25 protein-coding genes are annotated in these 23,284 nt (G+C 42.3%); 5 read left to right on the plus strand and 20 right to left on the minus strand.

Features of this window, described 5'->3' with window-relative positions; translation table 11 throughout:
• Nucleotides 1-2: 2 nt before the first annotated feature.
• Genes QUF19_RS13665 through QUF19_RS13725 form a run of 13 tightly spaced genes read right to left on the minus strand, consistent with a single transcriptional unit; the run spans nt 3 to nt 10,625 of the window.
• Nucleotides 3-968, minus strand: coding sequence for a type II secretion system F family protein (locus tag QUF19_RS13665; RefSeq protein WP_102437222.1), 966 nt, complete (start codon nt 966-968; stop codon nt 3-5).
• Between the two features lie 10 nt (nt 969-978).
• The gene (locus QUF19_RS13670; RefSeq protein ID WP_286294649.1) at nt 979-2,430 is read right to left on the minus strand and encodes a TadA family conjugal transfer-associated ATPase; all 1,452 of its coding nucleotides are present in this window, start codon (nt 2,428-2,430) and stop codon (nt 979-981) included.
• Between the two features lie 32 nt (nt 2,431-2,462).
• Nucleotides 2,463-3,677 (minus strand): AAA family ATPase, encoded by a 1,215-nt coding sequence (locus tag QUF19_RS13675; RefSeq protein ID WP_017076273.1) that lies wholly within the window; start codon nt 3,675-3,677, stop codon nt 2,463-2,465.
• 1 nt (nt 3,678) lies between these two features.
• Nucleotides 3,679-4,179, minus strand: a complete 501-nt coding sequence (locus QUF19_RS13680) for a TadE family protein (RefSeq protein WP_017076274.1) — start codon at nt 4,177-4,179, stop codon at nt 3,679-3,681.
• Nucleotides 4,179-4,607 carry a TadE/TadG family type IV pilus assembly protein gene (locus QUF19_RS13685; protein ID WP_065110856.1) on the minus strand — a complete coding sequence of 143 codons (429 nt, stop codon included), beginning with the start codon at nt 4,605-4,607 and terminating at the stop codon, nt 4,179-4,181. The genes QUF19_RS13680 and QUF19_RS13685 overlap by 1 nt, the downstream gene beginning before the upstream one ends.
• Before the next feature lie 2 nt (nt 4,608-4,609).
• Nucleotides 4,610-5,875, minus strand: coding sequence for a pilus assembly protein TadG-related protein (locus QUF19_RS13690; protein WP_286294655.1), 1,266 nt, complete (start codon nt 5,873-5,875; stop codon nt 4,610-4,612).
• Between the two features lie 14 nt (nt 5,876-5,889).
• A complete protein-coding gene (locus QUF19_RS13695) occupies nt 5,890-6,159 on the minus strand; it encodes a hypothetical protein (RefSeq protein ID WP_102437216.1) in 270 nt (89 codons plus the stop codon).
• A complete protein-coding gene (locus QUF19_RS13700; RefSeq protein WP_286294656.1) occupies nt 6,149-7,606 on the minus strand; it encodes a type II and III secretion system protein family protein in 1,458 nt (485 codons plus the stop codon). The genes QUF19_RS13695 and QUF19_RS13700 overlap by 11 nt, the downstream gene beginning before the upstream one ends.
• 8 nt (nt 7,607-7,614) lie before the next feature.
• On the minus strand, nt 7,615-8,364 hold the full coding sequence (gene cpaB / locus QUF19_RS13705; RefSeq protein WP_017110456.1) for a Flp pilus assembly protein CpaB: 750 nt from the start codon (nt 8,362-8,364) through the stop codon (nt 7,615-7,617).
• Complete coding sequence (locus QUF19_RS13710; protein WP_102437212.1) at nt 8,357-9,706, minus strand: DUF8689 domain-containing protein; 1,350 nt, start codon at nt 9,704-9,706, stop codon at nt 8,357-8,359. Before QUF19_RS13710 ends, cpaB begins: the two co-directional genes overlap by 8 nt.
• 39 nt (nt 9,707-9,745) lie before the next feature.
• Nucleotides 9,746-10,276 (minus strand): A24 family peptidase, encoded by a 531-nt coding sequence (locus tag QUF19_RS13715; protein WP_102437210.1) that lies wholly within the window; start codon nt 10,274-10,276, stop codon nt 9,746-9,748.
• A gap of 4 nt (nt 10,277-10,280) precedes the next feature.
• Nucleotides 10,281-10,433 (minus strand): hypothetical protein, encoded by a 153-nt coding sequence (locus QUF19_RS13720; RefSeq protein WP_017108790.1) that lies wholly within the window; start codon nt 10,431-10,433, stop codon nt 10,281-10,283.
• Between the two features lie 12 nt (nt 10,434-10,445).
• Nucleotides 10,446-10,625: a Flp family type IVb pilin gene (locus QUF19_RS13725; RefSeq protein WP_017088257.1), complete on the minus strand. Its 180-nt coding sequence runs from the start codon at nt 10,623-10,625 to the stop codon at nt 10,446-10,448.
• Nucleotides 10,626-10,817: 192 nt separating this feature from the next.
• Between QUF19_RS13725 and QUF19_RS13730 the strand changes: the two genes are divergently transcribed.
• Nucleotides 10,818-11,561, plus strand: coding sequence for a helix-turn-helix domain-containing protein (locus QUF19_RS13730; RefSeq protein ID WP_286294661.1), 744 nt, complete (start codon nt 10,818-10,820; stop codon nt 11,559-11,561).
• Nucleotides 11,562-11,644: 83 nt separating this feature from the next.
• Nucleotides 11,645-13,333 (plus strand): AMP-binding protein, encoded by a 1,689-nt coding sequence (locus QUF19_RS13735; RefSeq protein ID WP_286294662.1) that lies wholly within the window; start codon nt 11,645-11,647, stop codon nt 13,331-13,333.
• A 122-nt stretch (nt 13,334-13,455) separates the two neighbouring features.
• On the opposite strand, the gene QUF19_RS13740 is transcribed toward QUF19_RS13735, so the two are convergent.
• The 4 genes from QUF19_RS13740 to QUF19_RS13755 form a co-directional block, all read right to left on the minus strand.
• Nucleotides 13,456-14,838: a vWA domain-containing protein gene (locus QUF19_RS13740; RefSeq protein ID WP_286294663.1), complete on the minus strand. Its 1,383-nt coding sequence runs from the start codon at nt 14,836-14,838 to the stop codon at nt 13,456-13,458.
• A gap of 11 nt (nt 14,839-14,849) precedes the next feature.
• Nucleotides 14,850-15,407, minus strand: a complete 558-nt coding sequence (locus QUF19_RS13745) for a TadE/TadG family type IV pilus assembly protein (protein ID WP_017108786.1) — start codon at nt 15,405-15,407, stop codon at nt 14,850-14,852.
• An 11-nt stretch (nt 15,408-15,418) separates the two neighbouring features.
• Entirely contained in the window at nt 15,419-15,913 is a 495-nt protein-coding gene (locus QUF19_RS13750; protein WP_017108785.1) for a TadE/TadG family type IV pilus assembly protein, read from the minus strand.
• Between the two features lie 525 nt (nt 15,914-16,438).
• Nucleotides 16,439-16,630 (minus strand): hypothetical protein, encoded by a 192-nt coding sequence (locus QUF19_RS13755; protein WP_286294664.1) that lies wholly within the window; start codon nt 16,628-16,630, stop codon nt 16,439-16,441.
• A 99-nt stretch (nt 16,631-16,729) separates the two neighbouring features.
• On the opposite strand from QUF19_RS13755, the gene QUF19_RS13760 reads away from it, so the two are divergent.
• Entirely contained in the window at nt 16,730-17,635 is a 906-nt protein-coding gene (locus QUF19_RS13760) for a LysR substrate-binding domain-containing protein (RefSeq protein WP_286294665.1), read from the plus strand.
• Nucleotides 17,636-17,691: 56 nt separating this feature from the next.
• Here the strand turns inward: QUF19_RS13760 and QUF19_RS13765 are convergent, their stop codons facing one another.
• Nucleotides 17,692-17,898, minus strand: coding sequence for a DUF1127 domain-containing protein (locus QUF19_RS13765; RefSeq protein ID WP_286294666.1), 207 nt, complete (start codon nt 17,896-17,898; stop codon nt 17,692-17,694).
• A 103-nt stretch (nt 17,899-18,001) separates the two neighbouring features.
• On the opposite strand from QUF19_RS13765, the gene QUF19_RS13770 reads away from it, so the two are divergent.
• Complete coding sequence (locus tag QUF19_RS13770; RefSeq protein WP_286294667.1) at nt 18,002-18,952, plus strand: LysR substrate-binding domain-containing protein; 951 nt, start codon at nt 18,002-18,004, stop codon at nt 18,950-18,952.
• Between the two features lie 45 nt (nt 18,953-18,997).
• Nucleotides 18,998-19,210, plus strand: a complete 213-nt coding sequence (locus tag QUF19_RS13775; RefSeq protein ID WP_286294668.1) for a VF530 family protein — start codon at nt 18,998-19,000, stop codon at nt 19,208-19,210.
• 231 nt (nt 19,211-19,441) lie between these two features.
• Here QUF19_RS13775 and fusA read toward each other — a convergent pair whose 3' ends face one another.
• Both fusA and radA read right to left on the minus strand, forming a co-directional pair.
• On the minus strand, nt 19,442-21,529 hold the full coding sequence (fusA, locus tag QUF19_RS13780) for an elongation factor G (protein ID WP_017106964.1): 2,088 nt from the start codon (nt 21,527-21,529) through the stop codon (nt 19,442-19,444).
• Between the two features lie 234 nt (nt 21,530-21,763).
• Complete coding sequence (gene radA, locus QUF19_RS13785; protein ID WP_102437794.1) at nt 21,764-23,146, minus strand: DNA repair protein RadA; 1,383 nt, start codon at nt 23,144-23,146, stop codon at nt 21,764-21,766.
• Between the last annotated feature and the right edge of the window lie 138 nt (nt 23,147-23,284).

The following is a 23,284-nucleotide window of genomic DNA, read 5'->3' on the forward strand; positions in this document are numbered from 1 at the left end:
ATCTATATCTCGATATTTATTATTTTTCTTATCCACAATGCCCCAATCGCCAACAAAATCACGCCGACACTGACCATAGATATACCTCTAGGATCGCTGTACAAAGGTTCGATGTATTCAGGGTTTACGAATTTAAGACCGAAAAACAGGGCAAAAGGAGAAAGCGTCAGTATCCAAGCAGAAAGTCGACTCTCAGCTGAAAGGGTTTTGATTTTTCTTTCTAGCTTAAAGCGGGCTCTTAATACTTCAGATACTTTTTGTAGATTCTCAGAGAGATTACCCCCCGTTTCTTTCTGCAACATGACCGCACTTGAGAAAGCCAGCATCGATACCGTCGGTACTCTTTCTGTCATTTGTAAAATAGCGAGCCTTAAGTCGTAACCATAGTTCAGTAAGTTATAAGTATTCTTAAACTCAACCCCAATAGGCTCTGGCATCTCTTCGCCAACCTCATTAAAAGACTGAACTAATGGCTGACCCGCTTGTAAGGCTCTTCTTATGATGTCCAAGGCGTCTGGTAACTGCTCCTCAAACCTTGCCATTCTGTAGGTCACTCTGTTTTGAACAAACAGATAAGCAACAACCCAAACAAAGACAAAAGCGGCAACACAAATGAACCACACCTGATTGAAAACCAAAGCAATCAAAGCCAATAACGTTCCGCACAAAAATACGATTAATAAGAAGCGGCTTAATGTGAGCTTGAGACCTGCTAACTCAAGCATGCGCTTTAGATCGGCAAAGAAAGGAATAACGATCAACTTCCGATCGAGTGGTGATAACTCTTTGTTGTAATGTTCTTTTAAGAGAGACAAGCTCTCTTCATCAATATTTCTTTGCGTCTCTTTTAAGCGACGAGATAACTCTTTGTGCTTGGCTTTTTTCCCGGCAGCTGGCAATAACAAGGCTTGCGAAATAAACAACACTGCGACAAACAATAGGGCCAACGATACAGTTACGTTATCCATAATCGGCTCCTCAACTATGTGATTCAGTAAAGAGCTCAAACGGCAAATCAAGACCACGCTTAACTAACTGGTCGTGAGACTGAGGTACCACGCCTGTTGCAGTGTAATAACCTATGATATTGCCATTCTCGTCTATACCTTGACGCTGGAAGTGGAAGATCTCAGACATAGTGATAACCTCTCCTTCCATCCCGTTGATCTCTTGGATACTGACCATCCGACGCTTACCGTCTTCTTGTCTCTCCATTTGAACCACTAAATGAATAGCAGAAGCAATCTGCGCTCTGAGATTTTTCGTTGAAATATTCCAACCCGCCATCGAGAACATATTCTCAACACGGCTTAGAGCATCACGAGGTGTATTCGCGTGAATCGTGGCAAGTGAACCATCATGACCCGTGTTCATTGCCGCTAACATATCGACAGCTTCGCTACCACGCACCTCCCCGACCACAATACGGTCAGGTCGCATACGCAAAGTGTTTTTTACCAGCTCTCGCTGACTAATCTCACCTTTACCCTCAAGGTTTGCTGGGCGTGTTTCTAAACGAATCACGTGTGGCTGTTGCAGTTGTAACTCTGCGGAATCTTCTATGGTAATAATCCGTTTATCTCTAGGAATAAACCCAGAAAAAATATTCAACGTCGTCGTTTTTCCTGAACCTGTACCACCAGAAATAAGGATATTGAGCTCACCCTTTACTGCAGCTTCAATGAACTTTGCCATTTGTGGAGAGGCTGACTTGTATTCCAGCAGATTATCCATGGTTAGGCTGTCTACCGAAAAACGTCGTATCGAAACGGAAGGGCCATCTAAGGCCAAAGGGGGAATAATGGCATTCACTCGTGAACCATCAACTAATCGAGCATCCACCATCGGCGACGCTTCATCAATCCGGCGTCCAACCTGACTTACGATACGGTCAATAATGTTTCTTAAGTGACGATCATCTAAAAACGTATACGGTGTTTTTTCTAATTTGCCTCGGCGTTCGACATAAACACTTTTAGGTCCGTTGACCAAAATATCGGACACCGTTTTATCGGCTAATAATGGTTCAAGTGGACCAAGGCCGAATACTTCATCTTCAATTTGTTTGATGACTCGCTTACGCCCCTCAGCACTTAATGCGTGGCTTTGGTCATCCGCCATTAACTGAACGATCGCTTCATGAAGGTCTACTTTGGCGCGCTCTTTATCCAAACTAGAAAGTAGCCCCAAATCTAATGTTTCAAGTAGTTGTTTATGAAAGTAGTGTTTAATCGACAATTCTTGCTCTAAGACTTTTTTCGCCTCATTCACCGACTTCTCTTGCTCCTCACTCGCCTCTAAACTCTTAGCTTCATGAGATACGTTAGCTACTTTTTGAATGAGGGGCGATACAACGCCGTCTTCCTCTTGGGAAAACTGTTCTACTTTCTTTTCAAACTCCGGATTAATATTTTTTCGTTTAAAGAACATAACGATCCCTCATATATGCTGTAACAAACGTGTTATGAAAATATTTTTTTAAGCCAACCTTTCTCTTCTTGTTCTGGCGGAGAAAGGATATGAGACAAATCAATAATCGACCGTGTAATCGAGCTCTTTTTCTTCGATTCAACCAACGGCAAACCTAAATTGGCGCTCTCAAGAGCCACCTTAAAATCATTAGGCATTAAATGGATGTCATGCTTTCCAACGGTTTGTTCTATGTCTGTTAGCTTGATGGTTTGTCGCTTTTCATAACGATTCACAATGATCTCAATTGAGTCCTGCTGCAACCCGTACTCAAACTTGAGCGTTCGAATTAATCGATTACTATTTTTAACCGAAACCAAGGTTTGTTGAGCAACAAGTAACACCTTAGTCGCAGGAGAGATAGCCGATGCAAAAATATGATCCAACCCTCGAGAAAAATCGATAATAATATAGCGATAGAAGCGACGTAATACGGGCAGTAACTTCCCGATTTTCTGAGCATGTTCATAATCATCTGCGTTATTTTCATGCTTGAAACTTAAAACATGTAACCCTGATGTGTGCTTATTCACTAAGCTACTCAAAGACATCTCATCCAAGTCATTGGAGCTATCGATAGCATCTGAGATGCTGTAGGTCGGCGTGATATTCAAATATTCAGGAATAACACCAAACTGGAGGTCAATATCGAGCAACAGCACCTCATTCGGATGATAACTTGCTATTTCTACGGCCGTATTGAGCGCTAAGGTTGTCGCCCCCATACCACCTTTAGTGTTGATAAATAAGAACACTTCTCCGTAGCTAGAGTTTTCGATTTTCTCTGCCGCTGTTTTCTTTAGTAAGGGGAGAAGACCAGAAATAGATATATCGTGAGACAGAAAATCTGAAGCACCGAGTCTTAGCGCTATTTTTAATGACCCATTGTCACTTTCATCACCAAACACAACCAAAGATAAATCATGCTCTTCTAACTGAAGATTGTAGCTTTGCAAATCCACCATTTTCTGAGCCCAGCCACCGCTTGCTTCAACAAAGATTAAATCTGGGGCATCAATATTCTTCACATACTCTTCAGTCATACCTAACAAAGAAAAAGACTCAATATGCACGTTTCGACAACGTTTCAATTGCTGTCTCATATGAGCGTGAAAATTCTCATTGTTGTAAATCAGCCATACATTCAAGTTAGTTTTAAGGCGAATCGCATCGTCTTCATTAGGTAAAATATCAATTGCTTCGCCCATGCTACTCACCCTGTATTTGTTTCGGACATCTTGTCCTAGTATTTGAATTCGCTCTTATCACACCTAAGTTCTCAGACGGTAAAATTGTCTCAAATGCAGGTGCAGCCAAAAAACCATTCGTTCCTAAAAAGCTTAGGTTACTGATCAGTTGAATGCCATAACCTGTCGCTCTTGCTCGTACAAACTTAATCGCACTCAGGTTTGCTTCCAGATCAGAAGTAATCTCAGCGCCTGCAGCATCCAAATACGCAACCTCCAAATTACTATCACTAAAGCCTAATATGGGTATATCTTCTACAACAACCCCTGCAATATTATCTCGATCCAACACGTAACAAACGGTGGCTAACCTTGCTGCTTTTCTTGTCGCTTCGTTCACTATTTGCAGGGAAAATACATAAGCCCCTAAGGCAACAATCAAAAAAATCAGCAAGAATATCAACCAAGAAACAATCGTAAACTCAATGATGGCTAAACCGTTTTGTTTCTTGATTAACTTCATCAGAAAACCCTCATCACGGACGATACGCTCAAAGGAACCGATAAACTTTCCGATGAAAATGGGATAGATAAAAAGTGCGGAACATAGTTGTAATTAACCGTTACTCGCACGTAACTATCGCCAGAAGGAGGGGTAATTGTCACATCAGAAGTGACAAGGCTCGAGAGTATTGCAGTACCGACTGTATTCTTCCCATAAACCACTATGTTTTGAATTTCTGCAGTAGGCGCTACTGTTCCACCTTGTGTTCCATAAACCTCAGTAACCGCATAACGGGCCCCATTTTGAACAGATTTTGAGATGATGTTGTAGTGGATTAAAATGTTTCCCAGCTCAAGAACCAACACCAAGAAAAACAGTAACACCGGTGTCGCAATCATCATTTCAATCGCAGCAAAACCTTGCTGTTTTTTGAATTTACTATTCATAACTACGACCCCTCTCCATCAGGATCCTTATACAACACAATCGTATATGGACCTTCAGTGGATGACTCTGAGCCACTAGAGCCACCAGCGACACTGCAAGAGTGTATAAATTCACCAAACACAGCAGGCGTGCCAGAATTGTTTGTTGGCGCTTTTTGCAATAAGAAGAAACACCCTATTTTCTCAACAGTAAAAGTGGTTACTCCACCACTTTTCCCTGAACAGTCGACCATAGGAATTGGGAGGATACGTCGCCATGCAGTGCCACCGGAAACGCAACCAGAACCGTTATTAACAATGCATGCGTTTGTAGCGGCCTCATATTGCGCATAGGTATAAGAACCATCAAAGTCTATATCGCCCGTTTTGCTGTCTATCGTAATTTTAGAACTAGGTTCTGTCGTTACGTAATCGGAAGGATAATCTGAACTCGCCAATCCTCCACCGTAATCACCAAAACGAGTGTTCAGCCCTTGACCTGTAGGGCCAACCGTTCCTCCGGGCTTAGTTGTGACATCATCGCCAATCGCAACTGAGTAATCATAGTATCCAGCCAAAGCTTCTCTAACTGTGCTCCCACCAGATCCAAAGTCCAGCAAGTGGTAGTTACCATTCCCCATCTGAGACAGCTTTTTGTCCCCGACTTTAAGCGCCTGAACACTACCGACTTCATAACCAAATACGTTGGTAATTTCCGCGCCAGTAGTATCGTGATAGCCATCTTCATTTACATCATTATCTGAGGTTCCATCACCAATACACACTCCAATCGGTACAATGTTGTTTACGACTTGTTGACCAGAACTTGGCCCTGCAACAGCGGTTGCAGATACACTTTTGGCCAAGCCAAACATCTGAATAAAGAATTCATCCATATCCAATGAACTGACATTGACTCGCACATAAACATCGTCATCAGCACCGAACGTTGCCACTCCAACAAAATCTTGCGGATCATTCGAGTACTCTACGGTTATTACAGCAGTCGAAAAATCAAATTCATGATTGCCAGAAGATCCCGCCATTGCATTTAATGTTGATGTAACTTCTGTTGATACCGCGGTTTGATCTTTGCTGCTATCTAAAATTGTCGCTGCTGCTAAAGCCGCTGAGTCAACCGCATTCTGCAGGCGAGTTTTATTCACTAACATATGGTTTATATCCACCGCTAAAGCAGATACAGCTAGGAAAACTAACAGCGCAATGGTCACAAATATGACCACCAACCCGCCCTGTTTTTTAGGTGTTCTTGATACTTGATACAACATAAAGTACCTCCAAACTAATTAACGCTCTTTAAAACCTGACTGCTACTTCCGGAAAGCTCTTCATCACCTTTACCCACATACTTATCGTAGCCAGCTTGCATGCGTTCCCCGGTACCATCAGGTAAAACCTGTAAGTTCTCTTGAGTCGCATTAGGGTTGTACGTTTGTTCTGTTTGCAGCTTAGCAACCGACTGACCCAAAGGTGCGTCATTCGCGCAACCCGCTAATAGAATGACGAGAAAGACCATCATTGTTCTAATCATATCTATCTCCTTATAAATCATGACCAAATGAACCTTCACTACCACCATCAGTTGGCGCGATTCCTTTGTCTGAATTTGTATTGCTGCTGTCTTCAGAATCAGAAGGCTCAGCAATGTAAGCACTTCTACCTAATAAGTAATATTCCAGATCATTAGGATCAACAAAGGCATCCGTTGGCAGTGTAATTTTACTTCTATCCACCGGCTTGGCGAGTCGAGGTGTGACAAGAATGACCAGCTCGGTTTCACCCGATATGTATTCCTGACTATTGAAAAGCTGACCTAAAATCGGTACATCACCAATACCCGGCATTTTGTTACTGACATCTCGAACATTCTCACTCAACAACCCTGCAATACCGATAGTTTGACCATCAGCAAGTTCAAGCGTAGAAGAAGCGCTTCGACGTGTGATTGGTGGGATAAAATAAGTCGCATTCGTCGACCCAGGATCAATAGTCAATGAACTGCTGTTGGCAATCTCACTCACATCAACCGCTAGATTAAGATTGATTTTTTTATCGCTGAGTACGGTAGGTATGAATTTCAACCCGACCCCGTATTCCTTGTACTCTATGGTAATTCCATCGTCGTCTGGAACAGGAATAGGAAACTCACCACCCGCTAAAAACTCAGCTTTTGAGCCACTCAATGCGGTTAAGTTTGGCTCTGCTAATACCTTAGCCACACCGTTTTGCTTCGCGACATCAAGAGCAAAAGTAAACAAGGTATTACTATCGATGAAAGAACCTAGAATTCCGTAATCGGTAGAGGTTGGGATATCGAAAATTGGCGTTGCGCCCAATACACCAGCAGGGACGGATGAAGCGCCCCACGAAAAGTTAGAACCACTGGTTTGGAAGAAATGGAAGTTAGCATCGAACTTTCTCACTAAGCTTCGCTGAACCTCGGCTACCGTCACTTCAAGCATAACTTGTTGTGCGCCACCAATAGACATCAAGTTGATCACACCCGTTGCGGCTGCTTGCTCACTGCCACTCTCTTTAGCATCATCCGCGGCTTGTCCTGCCGCATAAGTTTCGGCAATTCGCATCGCCACATTCATTTTTTGTTGATTACTGATTTGCCCACTTAACAGCAAACGGTTTTGCGCACTATGAACCTCAATCGTCTCATCAGGAAGAAACTCGTATAGCTTTGACTTTAAGCTATTAAGATCATGGGTAACTTCGATGTTAATCGACTCAATCAACTGACCTCGCGAATCCCAAGCCATCAAATTTGTCGCCCCTAATTTTTTACCAATTAAGAACAACTCATTAGATTTCAAAATCACAATGTCTAAGACTTCAGGATCACCAAGAGAAACCTTCGCCGCTTTTCCCGACAGCACCACATGCGTAGATTTGTGATGTGGAACCGTGACCGTTTTTCCCGTCTGTAGTGCAGCAACACTGGTTGCCGAAAAACAAATCAGGCTAAAAACACACGCTAATAATATTTTCATATCTCACCTCAATCCTTGACGCGCACACTAGATGTTTCTGTACCTTTGATAATGGTGACACTTGGTCTAGGCACATATCGACGAACCACTTTTTTCTCTACTTCATGTGGATTTCTCAAGGTCAGCTGAATACTACCTTTGCTTTTAGCCGTGAGAAGCTTCTCCGCCTCTTTTGGCGTCATCTCAAGTGTTACCGCACGAACGATAATCGGACTGTTTTCTTTCGTTTTAGCCGTTTGGTCGACGGCTAAAACCTTAATATCTTTTAATACCGTTTGAGTCGCTGCAGAATTTTTTCCGTAAGAAACGGTATTGAGAATATCAACCTTATTCCCCGGTAATAAGAAACCGGCCACACCAATAACATCATCAACACGTATCGTTACCGCACGTTTATTTTCAGGGATGAGAGCAGCAAGTGTTGACCCCTCTCCTGGCACAGTAAAACGTAACTTGTGAAGCACCTCTCCGGAATAAATAGTATTGGCGACTACTTTTCCGATAAGCTCCGCTTTATCCGAATAGTTGTTTTCATTGATCCAATCAACTTCCATCAACTTCGTTGTTAAATATTGCTCTTCAATTATGGTTCCAGCTTCAATTTCTTGAGATGCCACTACAACCGGATGACGCTCAACTTGCTCGACTTCAATCGTCGGTTGAACTTGATTGTCCATCCATTGTTTAGCGAAAAATACAGCGGCTAAACCGAATACTACGGACAGTAAAAACAGTAGGAAAACTTGACTCTTATTCATTATTCTCTTCCTCGTGTCCATCAGAGGTAAAATAGACTTTCCATGCCATGGCTAGAATGTCGAATGTGATAACGGGTGGGAGTTGCTCAAACGAAAGAATATCTTTGCTAATACCAACAAGGTCTTTCGGTAAACAAGGGAAAAGCGGTACTTTGTGCAGCGTATGCATTTGAGACAAACGCTCAAAGAAACCATCTTGCAGCTCTATCTCTTTATCAACAGTTACGCTCACCCACAGCGCTTCATAATCTTGCTGATTCAGAGGCTTGAATTCTATTTTATAGCCCAAGCGACGTAGAAAGGCAGGGTCACTGATCTTTTCAGGATTCAAATTGGTAGAAAATGCGAGCGTTAAAACGAATGGCATGGTGATTTGTTGCCCATTCGGTAATGACAGGTGATCAAAGAAGTACTCCATTGGTACGATCCAGCGGTTGAGCAAAGCATCCACTGGCATGGGTTGGCGCCCCAGATCATCAATAACAAAAATGCCGTTATTAGCCATCATTTGTAAAGGTGCTAACCAAACGCGATTGTGCTCGGAATGATTGACCTCAAGCATATCCATGGTGAGCTCCCCACCCACTTGGATATTAGGACGTTCACAATTGAGCCATCGCTTATCGTATTGATCTCGGAGAGAAACGGTCTGCTCACTGCCATTACGATCTAACGGGGTATGATGTTGCGCAGAGAAAACCTTAATGACATTCCCTAACGCGTAAACGGCATAAGGGATAAAAACTGAAGTATGAAGCGCGTTCACGATACGAGACGCTACAAAAGTTTTACCTGTCCCAGCGTGCCCATACAACAACAGCGCCCTACCCGAATTTATTGCAGGCCCTAACACCGAGATCATTTTTTGTACGCCGTAAACATCACTCAATGCAGCTTCCACATCAGGACGAGTAACAAGTTCCGCCCTTAAATCTTGTTGCTCTACAATTTCAGTATATTGTTTAAGAGAAACAGGAACTGGACCTAAATAAGCATCTCGTTTGAATGCAAGGTCGGCCTCTTCTAAGCCTTTCTCTGACAAGGAATAACGGACGTGACTATGAGAAGACGATTCCAAAGACAAAGCAGAAGTAGGTTGAAATACTTCGATAAGAGATTTATTTCTGAGTGTGGCTAGTCCATTTTCTATGACATGTGTAACAACACATAAATAGTTAGACAAATCTAACACATCAGATTTAGGGTAAGCTGATAGGTGCTTGAGCAATAGGTTCTCAACAACAACCTCAGGAACACCAAGCATTTCGATGGAAGTCGGTACCACTGGAGCTGATATTTGAGGCTTTAAATTGCTCGGGGAAGATATCCCTCTCATATCCATATGTCCTCTCCAACACATCGATTAGTGATTTAGTTTGATCTATGTAAAATAACTGTACATCGCTAAACCTATAACAACGGAAGGAGCAAATGGCATGGTTACTTTATTTGAGTACCGAGAATGCACAACAGGCTTACCTTTAATATCAGGTGATATCCCGCTAACTAGCATTAGTTTTTCTTCAAAGTATCGTCTAACTGTCATCTCACTATTATTGGCTCGATTATAAAGTAAATATAATGTTCCTATTATTCCGGCAGCGATGAGTATGTAATAAGACACATCAAGTAATGAGCCCCACCCAATATACAACCCAATAACACCTAATAATTTCACATCCCCTGCAGACATGGCCTTCAGAAAATACAAAATCAAGCCTGAACAGAAAAGAACTACAGCACCTATAAATGAAGTAACTAATACATCTAAAGAAAACCCACTATTTAACACTGATAAAAAGTATAAAAACAAAAATAAAATCAGAACCTTATTTGGTATACGATGTTTCTCAACATCGTATACCGAAACAATAATAAGCAATGCCCAAAACACTAAAGATTCACTTATCATTAATTTAGATACCCGCCACAATAGAAAGAAACTTACTGATTAGAGCAGTTGCTATTCCTGAAAATATTAACCAAGCGAGAATGACAAGTGAAGCAGCTCCAATGACATATTCCACCACAGTTAATCCTTTCTGGCGCCCCACTCTTTTAAAGTTCATTTTGGTAAACTCTTATGAGGTACTAATTTGATCAACGATTGTACTTAGTTTCGTTGATAGCGCAGTACCAATACCAGTAAATATTGTCGTTAACCCCAATACGAGCATAGCAGCACCAATTACGTATTCAATGACAGTAAGACCTTCTTCATCATTCATGAATTCTTTACAATTTTTCAAAAACTTACTCATGAGAATCTCTCCTTGATTTACATTACAGGTTTATTTACCTGTAAACTAAATCTAGAGCTGAACAATATATTCGGTTAGGATTTTCTTGCCATTTACTTGCACTTTTTTGTGGTACTTCTAATCTATTTAATAAATACCATTTTTACATTTATTTCTTACTGTTTATTTTGATATGACACAGGTTCAATACCCATGGAAATAATAACACCACTACTTTCTGATATAGACAGTGATTTCAACTCAATTATTACCAATAAAATTAGTCACTACTTCCCTATTGAGAACTATAAACAAGACATATCTATAATCAGTAACTTAGATGTAAGGTTAGTATTCTATATATTGAATCGAACGGATGAACTTCAACTACTTACAATGGCACTGTCTATTTGCGAAAATCTAAACAAGCGAATAGTCATTATTTGTGCAGGTCAGATACCTAATATCGTTCGAAATCATAAGAATATATTCTTTATAATAGAAACGAGCAGTAATCATCTGACCAGTAAGTTCGAAGAACTACAGCGTAAAACGCAACATATCTTCGAGCCTCACTTTGATCTAGACCGAGATACGAACAACAATAATCAACTACCTGCAAAGCTGTTTACATCTGAAGTCGTTAACTTTGTTATGGACAACATCAACAAAGAAATCAGAGAAACCGAGATTGCGGAAAAGTGCCATTGTTCAACAACCTACTTTTCTAAGAAGTTTCATCTACACTTTGGAGTAAGCTTTAGAGACTTTGTGTGCGATAAACGAATCCTGTTAGCCAAAAAGTTAATCGAAGCCGATACCGAATCAAAAATCGCTGTTATTTCTTACCAATGTGGATACAAGGATGTGTCGTATTTTTCAAGAATCTTTAAGAAAAGGACCGGAGTAACACCCGCAAGTTACAGACGTGCCTGCACGGATAACAGAAAACGCTAATTTTACTCCCTAAAAGAAAAAATCATGGTACATTTAACATGATTTTAACAAAAATAACTTAGCGAAAAACATGGAGTTAGACAATGATTCAGCCTAACGAGTTTAGCCAAGAAAAAGCAACAGCTCTCCCTACACCCAATGACATGATTTTAAAATGGGCAGAAGAACGCCCAGATGAAGTCTATTTAAAACAAATAATTAACCGCAAATTTGTTGAATTCACTTATAAAGAAGTGGCCGACAAAGCACTAAAACTGGCGTCAGCATTAGAAGGACTCGGAGCCCAACCCGGCGATCGAGTCGCTCTCGTTTCAAAAAACTGTGCAGAGTGGTTTATCTGTGATCTTGCCATGATGTTAGGAGATTTTGTCAGCGTCCCAATCTTTCCAACAGCAGGTGCAGATACCATTCAATACTGTATTGAACACAGTGAAAGTAAGATCGTAATTGCAGGTAAGCTTGATGATCCTGCAGCTACACAAAAAGTACTCGATGATAATCCGAGCTTAGTCAGTATCTCGTTACCCTACGATACTGCGGCGAAGTGCCAACATACTTTTGAGCAGCTCATAGAGACACATGAACCATCCACTAAACGACCTCAGCATCACGATGATAAGCTAATGTCGCTTGTGTATACATCGGGTACATCTGGGTTACCTAAAGGCGCAATGCTCACGTATGGTGCCTTTACATGGTCAGTTCAGAGATTAATCGATCACATTGGTATCCAACCCGGCGACCGTCTGTTTTCTTATCTGCCCCTTGCCCATATCACAGAACGAGTGTACATCTTTGGTTCGTCCGTAATGGGTGGTGTGGTCACTGCTTTCCCTGAATCTTTAGACACGTTTATTGACGATGTGAAAATGCATCGTCCAACTTTGTTTATTTCAGTTCCTCGTTTATGGACTCTATTCCAACAACGAATCCAAGATAAGCTGCCACAGAAAAAACTGAACTTCTTACTTAAAATTCCATTTGTGAATAACATCATTAAGAAGAAACTGGCTGATGGTCTGGGTTTAGACCAAGCTCGCGTTCTTGGTTGTGGTTCAGCGCCAGTATCACCGGCTTTACTCGCATGGTATGAAAGCGTTGGTTTGCACATCACCGAGGCATGGGGAATGACAGAATCATTCGCCTACAGCACGCTCAACTATCCATTTAGAGCAGACAAAATTGGTAGTGTTGGTAATGCTGGTCCGGGTATCGAGCTCAAAATAGCTGAAGACGAAGAGATTTTGGTTCGAGGCAAAGGGCTATTCTCTGGCTACTACAAAAATGATATTGCGACTCAAGAGTCTTTTGATTCTGAGGGTTGGCTACATACGGGTGATATTGGTGATATTGACAGCGAAGGCTATTTAACGATTCGTGGACGTAAGAAAGATACCTTTAAAACCGCTAAAGGTAAGTTTGTTGCTCCCGTTCCAATCGAGAACAAACTCTTTGAATACAGCCGCGTAGAAATGATGTGTTTGATAGGCTTAGGCTTACCAGGTCCTATCCTGCTTGTTGTACCCCATGACTTCCCTAACTTTGATCGAGCTCGTTATGAGAAAACGACCAAGCGTGTTATCGAGAAGATGAACGAACAACTCGCCTCACACGAGAAGATCAAAGGCGTATTAATGATTAAGGAACCGTGGAGCATTGAGAATGGCGTGTTAACACCAACGCTTAAGATAAAGCGACATATCCTTGAGCAGAAATATCACGAAGTCGGCCATAACTGGCCAAAAGATAAATTGGTGGTTTGGGAAGAGTAATCAACGACAAAAATACACATAGCATTGAGAGGGAGCCAAAAGCTCCCTCTTTTATTTTTCTAATCTCTCGATTGAGATCCCTTTAACCTATCAATATGTAAAAGTGCTAAACCAGAAAGACGTTACAAAGTTAAACGGATAATCACATCCAACATCTCGTCGAAGCAAGGGCCTAATGCTTCCTCATCGATGGCATGGCAATACACACCTTCTAGTTGGGCTGGGTCATAATCTGCACTTAAGTCTGGATCATCCAAAAGCGCACTAGAATTTGCCATTCGTAACAGTAAGTCTTCTCCAAACTCACTATCAGGTCCGGTTGCCGATGTTAATGATGAACCTAACCCCAAGGTAAAGACGTAAATATCTTCTCCTCTTGCAGCCTCAGCAATGTCTTCCACCAAGTTACGAGCAACTCTATTCACCCGCGTATACAAGTCACCAGCAGAATGACTATCAGGATCATACTGTGACACTGGCCGTACTGAATGTGTCGGATTCAGAATATTGAACTCTGTAGCGCTTGAATCATGAGTGGTATAGTAGTCGGGCATCTCGCTGATATGATCATCAATATCACGCCCCTCATAACCTCCACTTAACGTCGTTGCAATCGAGTCATGTCTCCAAAGCCCTCGAGGTGTACCACTGCTGCCATCACTCGATCGAATAGCTCCCGTATGCGAATCACCGTCCTCAAAATCAAACGTTGTCGCAAAGGTATTTGGCGCTCCATCGGTGAAGAACACGATCACTTTCAAGTTAGCGGGATCGGTAACCGTTCTAAGCTCATTTAAAGCACGATAGATCCCCTCCGATGCATTGGTATATTGTGCATTAGACGTACTACCAAAATTAAAACTGTCTATTTCAGATTTGATAGTACTTCTGCTATGGCCACGAGTTGCATTAAACCCCACTGGAACCTCGGCTCCGAAAGCAAATTTAACCAATGAAATTCGGTCAAACCCTTCATGGAAATTTTCAACGAATGACTTAGACCTATCAATGACGTCTTGAGTCACATCACCTATGCTGCCAAGCCTCAAGGAAGTTGTGTTATCAATCACTAACACTAAATCGACAGGGCGACGAATAGATTGTGCTGACACGCCAGGGTTAAATGTGTCTAACCCTATTAAAGGTAAAAAGATTGTCGGCACTTGCGCCGTAGCTGAAATATCAATCGAAATATTACCGAATGAATCATAGGAGAAATTGACTGCGCCCAAGCTAGGTGTTGCAGAATAAAAGTCGGCCGGGATATTTGCGGTAAAATATTTTTGAGCAGCAGCACGCCCTGCATCTTCACCATTAGCAACCGCTCTAGCAGCGGCAATACTGGCAGCATCGACTGCTGCAAATAGTTTCGATTTAACGATATAAGCACGTCCAGCATCAACAGAAAGCCCGACAACTAACAGAATAAAAGGCAATGCGATGACTGACATCAAAGCCACTAACCCACGACTGTAATGATATTTGATTGGGGTTCCCTTATCCATTTTAACCTCCCTTACATATATGTTGTGTCGCTCAGAATATATTCCTCATCGAATACTCGACTAAAAATCGGCGAATAGTCATAGAATACTTCTACGCTGTACACGATCTCCCCATCATCAAGCGCAACGGCTAAATTGTTAATGAGTGGAGGATCATCTGCATCCACATCAGAACACTCTCCATCATTTGCCCAATTACTGCAGCTCGACCAAATAGCACTATTTTTACTTAGCCCGTGTTGGTTCCATCGGTATTGGCTTTTAATGTAGGGAGAAGCATCTTCTTGCCCAACGACCTCGGTAATGTAAATGACCCCGTCTTGCGTCAAATCCAATGTTCCCGATGTCGTGGCGATGATGTCCATCACTTCTTGCGGGGTATCTGTATTACTCCGAGAAATAATGTTTCCACCTTCTCGGCTGATACTAATAATGATGTGGTTGGCTTGAATGAGGTGCGTGATATCGACAGCCGCAACAATAAGCAACATAAACAATGGTGCTATTAACGTCATTTCGATTGCCGCAAACCCTTTCTCTGCGGCTTTCTTTATCTGTAAAGGAAACATCCTGTCCCTCCTTAAAAAGCTTCGTTTTTCATTGCCGCGCTAACGGTAAATTTAAACTTCCCGTCATCAAGCAAAACATACATATAAGGATTTACAGATGGCCACTCGCAATCAAGATGAATAGAAATAATGTCTCCTGAGCCACCAAAGCCAGTGACTGCGTTGCCATAGACATCTTCAACACGTATGTTTTGGACATCCATCACTTTGTCGAGCAAACCGCTCGAGGATTGAGAAATTTTTTCTAATATTGCTGCTTCGCGGTCACTCGACGCATCAGGATCCAGATCAGAACGACCTGTGATGGCATATCTTGCGCCCTCTCTTGCCGAATGTTGCATGGTCAATTTAACAAACCCATAAATACCAAGATCGACAACCGTTAAGAAAAGCGCAAAAAACAGGCTCACCACAACCGTAAACTCGATAATAGCGATGCCTTTCATTTTTGATTTTAAACTGCTTCGGAAACGGCTACGCTCCGAAACTCTTAAAATAGATTTCATACAGCCCCCACCCTCTCGTCTTTCCATTCACCTTATCTAGCCCAATAGAAAACCTCAGGAGATATAGAAAAACTGAACACTACATATATAGAACTGACAAATGAGTTACACAAGCGCCATTCAATAAATCAATCTCAACACTATTAATACGGAGATGGATTCAAACTGTTTTTTATTTAATTTAATTTAATTCAATTGCTTATATAAAATTAAAGGGTCTAATAATACATAGTAATTTAATTTTCATTTATTAATCCCCAAAATAACTGTCTGTTTTATATCCATTAGACAAAGAAAGAAAAAAAACATTACGATGCTTGTTTCTATATAAATCAGAGTTTCAGTCTCAAAAATAAGACAACGTAAATTAAAAACTAAGCATTTAGTTTAGTAGGAATAGGATTTTATAAGTACTCGATGATTAATGGGTAAAGTCAGGCTGGATTAAGCGAGTACAAATGAATATTGTGGCCGAGATAGAACCAGCGAGACTAGCCTTCACGCTAATGGCTACATAAGTCATGATTATAAATATTTAGTATAATCAGTTGCATCGTTGTTTTCATATTCTAACCCTATGTCTTCTTTCACTCGACGACTCAGCTGTTCCGCACATAAAGCCTTATTCTGTTTCGCCTTAACTTTACCTACTTTTATATTCTTATTTTTAAATAACTTAGCACCATAAAACCTCGTCCAACTGATTAATACTTCCATAATTACTCTCTTGTATTTGCCATCGTTCTGTCGTTATTATGAAAACAACCTGTTCGATAAGCGAACAACCATTCCTAACAAGAACTATAAGAAGAAGTTATGGACAATAGACTGCGCCACCTTTCCGGACTTCGTTACTTCGAAGTCGCAGCTCGCTTGAGTAGCTACAGCAAGGCAGCAGAAGAGCTGTTTGTTAGCCAAGCAGCTGTCAGCCAAAAGATCCGTCAGTTAGAGGCACAACTAGAGTGCAAGCTGTTCATTAGGAAAGGGCGTGAAATGGCATTAACTCAAGAGGGGCGGACTCTCTTCCAACATGTGTCAGATGGATTTAAAGAGCTTGTTGTCGGATTGAATAAGATTCAGTCTGAACCTTTGCAAGGCGTTATCGTTGTTCGAAGTCCTCCCTCTTTTGCATCTCGTTGGTTGCTGCCGAGGCTTTGGAAATTCTCAGTCAAGCACCCTGAGATACCAATCAAGATCCTCACTGGGTGTGACACACCAAATTTGAAGCATGGTGAAATTGATGTCGCGATTCGACAAGGGGAAGATCTGTGTGTTGAACAAGGTTTAGCACTTGAAGTGCTGTTCAACGAACCTCTATATCCCTTTTGCTCTCCCGAGCTCGCCAATTCTTTGAATTTCACCTCACCAGAACAACTACTTAAGTGTTGGTTAATCCAATTTGAAGGCGGTTGTTTTCCTTGGGAAGAATGGTTCAGACAAGCGAACATTCCAATGCAAGACACCGCAGTTCAATGGATGGAGGTGGGAACCTTTGATATGGGGTTAACGACAGTGATGGCGGGCCATGGGGTTTGCCTGGCAACAGATAGCTTAGCTGGTGACTTTATAGAACGCGGCCTGCTTGTTAAACCGTTTAATATTGGGATGACACCTGGCGTTCAAGTTAACTTATGTTTTGATCCTAGCTCACCGAGAAAAGAGCGTATTGCGGCGTTTACTGAATGGCTGCATGAAGAAGTTTCTGATATCTCAAAGATCTAGCATTGGTTTTGGCGTAACTCCTCCTAAAAAGAAAGAGTTACGTCTGATCATCTTAATCATTCCCAAAATGCTTTTCTCACCTCTTCATTAGCCTGGCCTCGGGTAATACCAACATCTTCAAGCAAATGAGCCGACAGTTCAGCTAGGTGCTTTCTCGTTCTACGGTTCTGAAGATACAGTTTAAATTTAGAATAGAATTTCTTAACTGACAATGATGAAAAGAATGCTTGATGACTATTTTTTCCCGCAGTTATTGTATTCATAACCTTTCTCCTATTGATTGCCTGCTTTGTTATGGTCAATAATCGACCAACAACGTACTTACGACAAACGATAGATACTGGCATTCAGTTAAGGAAAACTAATGTGAGAGAACGCACCCCACCATTCCAAGGGATCTACTATTTTTATACTGCGGCTGAAACTGGCAGTTTTAAGCTCGCAGCAGAAAAGCTATTTGTCACGGCGGCTGCCGTCAGCCAACAAATTCGCCAACTTGAAGAGTGGTTAGGTGCAGACTTGTTTATTCGTCAGCACCGAAAAATAGTACTCACTCATGAAGGTGAAGTGCTTTACCTGCAAGCTAAGAAAGGCTTTGCCCACATTCAAGATGGTGTGAGACGAATTAACCAAGACCCAAACCCTACTCAACTGTCTATTTCAACCGTGCCATCATTTGCCCAACACTGGTTGGTGCCTAGAATTGGCGACTTTCGCGATCGTCACCCAGATCTATCCATGTTGATTGAACCGACCAACAAGCTCGTGACGTTTGAAGATTCTAATGTCGATGTCTGCGTTCGATATGGTCATGGTAATTATCCAAACATTGAATCGCGTTGGTTAATGGACGAAGTGGTTTACCCTGTCTGCCACCCCATCTACCAAGAGAAGCATGGTATTTATGGCATCGACGATCTACACAAAGCAGAGCTAATTGAAGACCGCTGGCCTGATATGGATTGGAATCTATGGTTAGATGTTGTGGGAGCGAAAGCAGGACGCTCATCACTGCAATTTGATGGTTCGCATTTTGTTTTGGAAGGTGCGCTATCCGTTCAAGGTGTCGCACTGGTTAAGCACAGCTTGGTTTATCGGTATTTGCAGGAAAAGAAGCTGGTACGGATAGGTAACATCGCACTTAGGCCCAAATACAATTATTTCCTATGTGCGCCAGCGGGATATTTTCATCGTGAGAAAATCAAACGCTTTGAAGCTTGGATGCAAAGTCAGGTTCAGTTGTTTGGAAATAAAGGTCGAGAAGAACTTTCTATTATCGAGACAGATTACGAGCTGAAATGGTCTGATAATTCATAAAGCGAAACTGATATACTGAGCTCAAATAAATGGCGAGAACATCTCATGACACAAGACAATAATCCACTTCACGGTATCACTCTACAGAAGCTACTGACAGAATTGGTTGAACATTACGGTTGGGAAGAGTTGAGTTACATGGTGAACATCAACTGTTTCAAAAAAGACCCAAGCATTAAATCTAGCTTAAAGTTTTTGCGTAAAACAGACTGGGCTCGTGCCAAAGTAGAGCAGATTTACATTGATTTGAAACGCTAGTCCCTCTCTTTTTAGCTCTATCTAAATTTGTCCCGTACTCACTTAGTACGGGGCTAATCACATGAATGTTGAGCTAATCAACTAAACCCCTGTGTCTACTTTTTAAGGGCCACATCTCGCATCTCGCATCTCGCATCTCGCATCTCGCATCTCGCAGTATGTTACAAGCAACAAAAAGCCCCGCAAGCTTTCACTTGCGGGGCTTTTTTAGTTAATTTAGAAAAGGGCTAATTACTTACCAGCTTCTTTTTCTGCTTTAACTTTAGCGATTACTTCTTCTGCCACGTTCATTGGACATGGAGAGTACTGTGCGAATTCCATAGAGAATTGGCCACGGCCTGAAGTAATTGTACGTAGGTGACCGATGTAACCAAACATTTCTGAAAGTGGTACGTCAGCTTTAATACGAACGCCAGTTACGCCAGCTTGTTGATCTTTGATCATGCCACGACGACGGTTAAGGTCACCGATAACATCACCAACGTGATCTTCTGGAGTAAATACGTCAACGTTCATGATTGGCTCAAGAAGTTGCGCGCCAGCTTTAGGCATAGATTGACGGAATGCACCTTTCGCTGCGATTTCAAATGCGATTGCAGATGAATCGACTGCGTGGAAACCACCATCGTAAAGTTCAACTTCAACGTCTAGCGTAGGGAAGCCAGCTAGTACGCCGTTTTCCATCATGCCAGCAAAGCCTTTCTCAACAGCAGGCCAGAATTCTTTAGGTACGTTACCGCCAACAACTTTTGAAGAGAACGTAAAGCCAGAACCAGGTTCGCCAGGCTTGATACGGTAATCGATCTTACCGAATTGACCAGAACCACCAGACTGTTTCTTATGCGTGTAGCTATCTTCAATTGCTTGAGTGATAGTTTCACGGTAAGCAACTTGAGGAGCACCAACTGTTAGGTCAACGCCGTAAGTACGCTTAAGGATATCTACCTTGATGTCTAGGTGAAGCTCACCCATACCTTTCAGGATAGTTTCGCCAGTTTCTTCGTCAGTTTCAACTTGGAAAGATGGATCTTCTGCAACCATTTTACCGATCGCGATACCCATTTTCTCAGAACCGCCTTTATCTTTTGGAGATACAGCGATAGAGATTACTGGAGTTGGGAAAACCATTGGCTCAAGCGTTACTTGATCTTTAGGATCACATAGAGTGTGACCTGTTTGCACGTTCTTCATACCAACGATCGCAATGATGTCACCAGCTTGTGCGCTAGTTAGTTCGTTACGGTCATCAGCTTGCATCTCAACCATACGGCCAACACGCTCAGTTTTACCTGTGAATGAGTTAAGGATCGTGTCGCCTTTGTTCAATTTACCAGAGTAAATACGAACGAAAGTTAGAGCACCGAAACGGTCATCCATGATTTTGAATGCAAGAGCTTTAAACGTTTCTTCAGTAGAAACGATAGCGTGCTTACCAGTTTCTTCACCGTTCTCATCCATTAGAGGTTGAGGATCAACTTCAGTTGGAGAAGGTAGGTAATCTACAACAGCGTCAAGGATGATTTGAACACCCTTGTTCTTGAATGCAGAACCACAGTAAGTTGGGAAGAACGCTAGGTCACGAGTACCTTTACGGATACAACGCTTGATGTCTTCGATAGAAGGCTCTTCACCTTCCATGTAAGCTTCCATTAGGTCATCGTCTTGCTCTACAGCAGTTTCGATTAGCTCTTCACGGTATTGCTCTACGTCGTCTACCATGTCCGCAGGAACATCTAGGATTTCGTAGTTTTCAGGAAGACCAGTGTCATCCCAAACGTATGCTTTACGGCTTAGAAGGTCTACAACACCCACGAATTCATCTTCGCGGCCGATTGGTAGAACCATAACTAGAGGAGTTGCGCCTAGAACGTTTTTAACTTGGTCAACAACGTTGTAGAAATCTGCACCCATACGGTCTAGTTTGTTAACGAAGATCAGACGAGATACTTCTGATTCGTTAGCGTAGCGCCAGTTAGTTTCTGATTGTGGTTCAACACCACCAGAACCACAGAATACACCGATACCGCCATCAAGTACTTTAAGAGAACGGTATACTTCAACTGTGAAGTCAACGTGTCCAGGAGTATCGATAACGTTTAGACGGTGACCGTTCCAGAAACAGCTTACAGCTGCTGATTGGATAGTAATTCCGCGCTCAGCTTCCTGTTCCATGAAGTCAGTAGTTGATTCGCCATCATGTACTTCACCAGTCTTGTGGATCTGACCAGTTAGCTTAAGGATACGCTCAGTGGTAGTTGTTTTACCCGCATCAACGTGCGCGAAAATACCAATGTTTCTGTATTTCGATAAATCTGCCATTGTCTTACTCTGTTAATAGGATATAAAATGCGCGCAGAGTATATCACAATCTGTGAGGACTGATAGCTTTGCATGCATTTGGGACTAAAAAACTTTGCCTTTTCGTAACAAAAACGAAAAGGCAATCTGTAGAAACAATCTAAATGATTGTTAGGTTTAGTGCTAACCTAAAGCGCAATTAGCGTTCAAGTTAGACTGATTTTCTGCTGTATAGAGTAGCTGAAGTGAGCTCAATTACAACTCATCAAAAGCATTAATTGCCTCTGATAATTTTTTGACCCCGTGGATCTGCATTCCAGGAATGCCGCCTTTAGGCATGTTCGCAGCAGGTACTATCGCCCGCTTAAAACCGTGCTTAAACGCTTCATTCAAACGCTCTTGTCCACTTGGTACTGGTCGAATCTCACCCGCAAGGCCTACTTCACCAAACACAACCACATCTTTCGGTAGTGCTCGGTCTCTAAAGCTAGAAAGTAACGCCATCACTAATGCTAGATCTGCGCTAGTTTCGGTTACTTTAACACCACCGACGACATTCACAAACACATCTTGGTCAGCCATTTGTAAGCCGCCGTGTTTATGCAGCACAGCTAATAACAATGACAGTCGATTTTGCTCAAGACCAACCGCGACACGACGCGGGTTTGCCAGCTGCGAATAGTCCACCAGCGCTTGGATTTCAACAAGAAGTGGACGCGTCCCTTCCCATACCACCATCACTGAACTGCCTGATGTTTCTTCTTCGCCGCGAGACAAGAAAATAGCAGATGGATTGCTGACTTCTTTAAGGCCTTGGCCTGTCATTGCAAACACCCCCAATTCATTGACCGCACCAAAACGGTTCTTGTGACTGCGCAGCGTTCTAAAGCGGCTATCAGTTCCGCCATCCAATAGAACAGAACAGTCAATAATGTGTTCAAGTACCTTGGGGCCAGCCAGTGTACCGTCTTTAGTTACATGTCCAACTAAGAACACAGCAACGTTATTCTGTTTCGCATAGCGCGTTAGTGCGGTTGCTGACTCACGAACTTGAGCAACACTGCCTGGCGATGATTGAACATCAGCGACATGCATAACTTGGATCGAGTCGATAACCATTATCTTAGGTTGCTCTTTCTCGGCGACCTGGCAGATTTTGTCTACGTTGGTTTCAGAGAGCATTTTTAAGTGCTCTTTTGGTAAGCCCAACCGAGAGGCACGCATCGCTACCTGCTGTAAGGATTCTTCCCCAGTGACATAGAGAGTCGGTAATTGCGAAGAAAGCTGACACATGGTCTGCAGTAACAGGGTTGATTTACCGGCACCGGGATTACCACCGATCAGAATCGCAGCGCCAGGAACGACACCGCCACCAAGTACGCGGTCGAGCTCTTTAAAGCCGCTACTAAAACGAGGTACTTCTTGTAGATCAATCTCAGAGAGAGTTTGAACCGAAGATTCCGTTGCGCCACCCGCGTAACCACCACTGAGTCGTTCATTACGCGCAACTTGAGGTGAAGCAGCTAACCTAACTTCGGTAATCGTGTTCCAAGCACCACATGCATTGCACTGTCCTTGCCAACGTGGAAAGTCAGCACCACAGTCATTACACACATATGCTCGTTTTGCCTTAGCCATAAAACCTCAATAATTTACTCAGTTACACAATGATGTTGTCAATTTGTGACTTATTTGACCGTACGGGTGAAAATAAAAGTTGCAGTCATACCACTTATACTTAAAGATCGATTTAAACTAGTCGATAACATAAACGTA

Source organism: Vibrio sp. FE10, assembly GCF_030297155.1.
Classification (GTDB): Bacteria; Pseudomonadota; Gammaproteobacteria; order Enterobacterales; family Vibrionaceae; genus Vibrio; species Vibrio apostichopi.

Excerpts from the sequence above, each read along its gene's own strand:
- QUF19_RS13760 (WP_286294665.1), top strand. The coding sequence starts at position 16,730 with ATGGACAATAGACTGCGCCACCTTTCCGGACTTCGTTACTTCGAAGTC.
- QUF19_RS13755 (WP_286294664.1), bottom strand. The coding sequence starts at position 16,630 with ATGGAAGTATTAATCAGTTGGACGAGGTTTTATGGTGCTAAGTTATTT.
- QUF19_RS13695 (WP_102437216.1), bottom strand. The coding sequence starts at position 6,159 with ATGATTTATAAGGAGATAGATATGATTAGAACAATGATGGTCTTTCTC.
- QUF19_RS13740 (WP_286294663.1), bottom strand. The coding sequence starts at position 14,838 with ATGGATAAGGGAACCCCAATCAAATATCATTACAGTCGTGGGTTAGTG.
- QUF19_RS13675 (WP_017076273.1), bottom strand. The coding sequence starts at position 3,677 with ATGGGCGAAGCAATTGATATTTTACCTAATGAAGACGATGCGATTCGC.
- QUF19_RS13735 (WP_286294662.1), top strand. The coding sequence starts at position 11,645 with ATGATTCAGCCTAACGAGTTTAGCCAAGAAAAAGCAACAGCTCTCCCT.
- cpaB (WP_017110456.1), bottom strand. The coding sequence starts at position 8,364 with ATGAATAAGAGTCAAGTTTTCCTACTGTTTTTACTGTCCGTAGTATTC.
- QUF19_RS13730 (WP_286294661.1), top strand. The coding sequence starts at position 10,818 with ATGGAAATAATAACACCACTACTTTCTGATATAGACAGTGATTTCAAC.
- QUF19_RS13765 (WP_286294666.1), bottom strand. The coding sequence starts at position 17,898 with ATGAATACAATAACTGCGGGAAAAAATAGTCATCAAGCATTCTTTTCA.
- fusA (WP_017106964.1), bottom strand. The coding sequence starts at position 21,529 with ATGGCAGATTTATCGAAATACAGAAACATTGGTATTTTCGCGCACGTT.
- QUF19_RS13690 (WP_286294655.1), bottom strand. The coding sequence starts at position 5,875 with ATGTTGTATCAAGTATCAAGAACACCTAAAAAACAGGGCGGGTTGGTG.
- radA (WP_102437794.1), bottom strand. The coding sequence starts at position 23,146 with ATGGCTAAGGCAAAACGAGCATATGTGTGTAATGACTGTGGTGCTGAC.
- QUF19_RS13665 (WP_102437222.1), bottom strand. The coding sequence starts at position 968 with ATGGATAACGTAACTGTATCGTTGGCCCTATTGTTTGTCGCAGTGTTG.
- QUF19_RS13685 (WP_065110856.1), bottom strand. The coding sequence starts at position 4,607 with ATGAATAGTAAATTCAAAAAACAGCAAGGTTTTGCTGCGATTGAAATG.
- QUF19_RS13775 (WP_286294668.1), top strand. The coding sequence starts at position 18,998 with ATGACACAAGACAATAATCCACTTCACGGTATCACTCTACAGAAGCTA.
- QUF19_RS13725 (WP_017088257.1), bottom strand. The coding sequence starts at position 10,625 with ATGAGTAAGTTTTTGAAAAATTGTAAAGAATTCATGAATGATGAAGAA.
- QUF19_RS13720 (WP_017108790.1), bottom strand. The coding sequence starts at position 10,433 with ATGAACTTTAAAAGAGTGGGGCGCCAGAAAGGATTAACTGTGGTGGAA.
- QUF19_RS13750 (WP_017108785.1), bottom strand. The coding sequence starts at position 15,913 with ATGAAATCTATTTTAAGAGTTTCGGAGCGTAGCCGTTTCCGAAGCAGT.
- QUF19_RS13745 (WP_017108786.1), bottom strand. The coding sequence starts at position 15,407 with ATGTTTCCTTTACAGATAAAGAAAGCCGCAGAGAAAGGGTTTGCGGCA.
- QUF19_RS13670 (WP_286294649.1), bottom strand. The coding sequence starts at position 2,430 with ATGTTCTTTAAACGAAAAAATATTAATCCGGAGTTTGAAAAGAAAGTA.
- QUF19_RS13680 (WP_017076274.1), bottom strand. The coding sequence starts at position 4,179 with ATGAAGTTAATCAAGAAACAAAACGGTTTAGCCATCATTGAGTTTACG.
- QUF19_RS13700 (WP_286294656.1), bottom strand. The coding sequence starts at position 7,606 with ATGAAAATATTATTAGCGTGTGTTTTTAGCCTGATTTGTTTTTCGGCA.
- QUF19_RS13710 (WP_102437212.1), bottom strand. The coding sequence starts at position 9,706 with ATGGATATGAGAGGGATATCTTCCCCGAGCAATTTAAAGCCTCAAATA.
- QUF19_RS13715 (WP_102437210.1), bottom strand. The coding sequence starts at position 10,276 with ATGATAAGTGAATCTTTAGTGTTTTGGGCATTGCTTATTATTGTTTCG.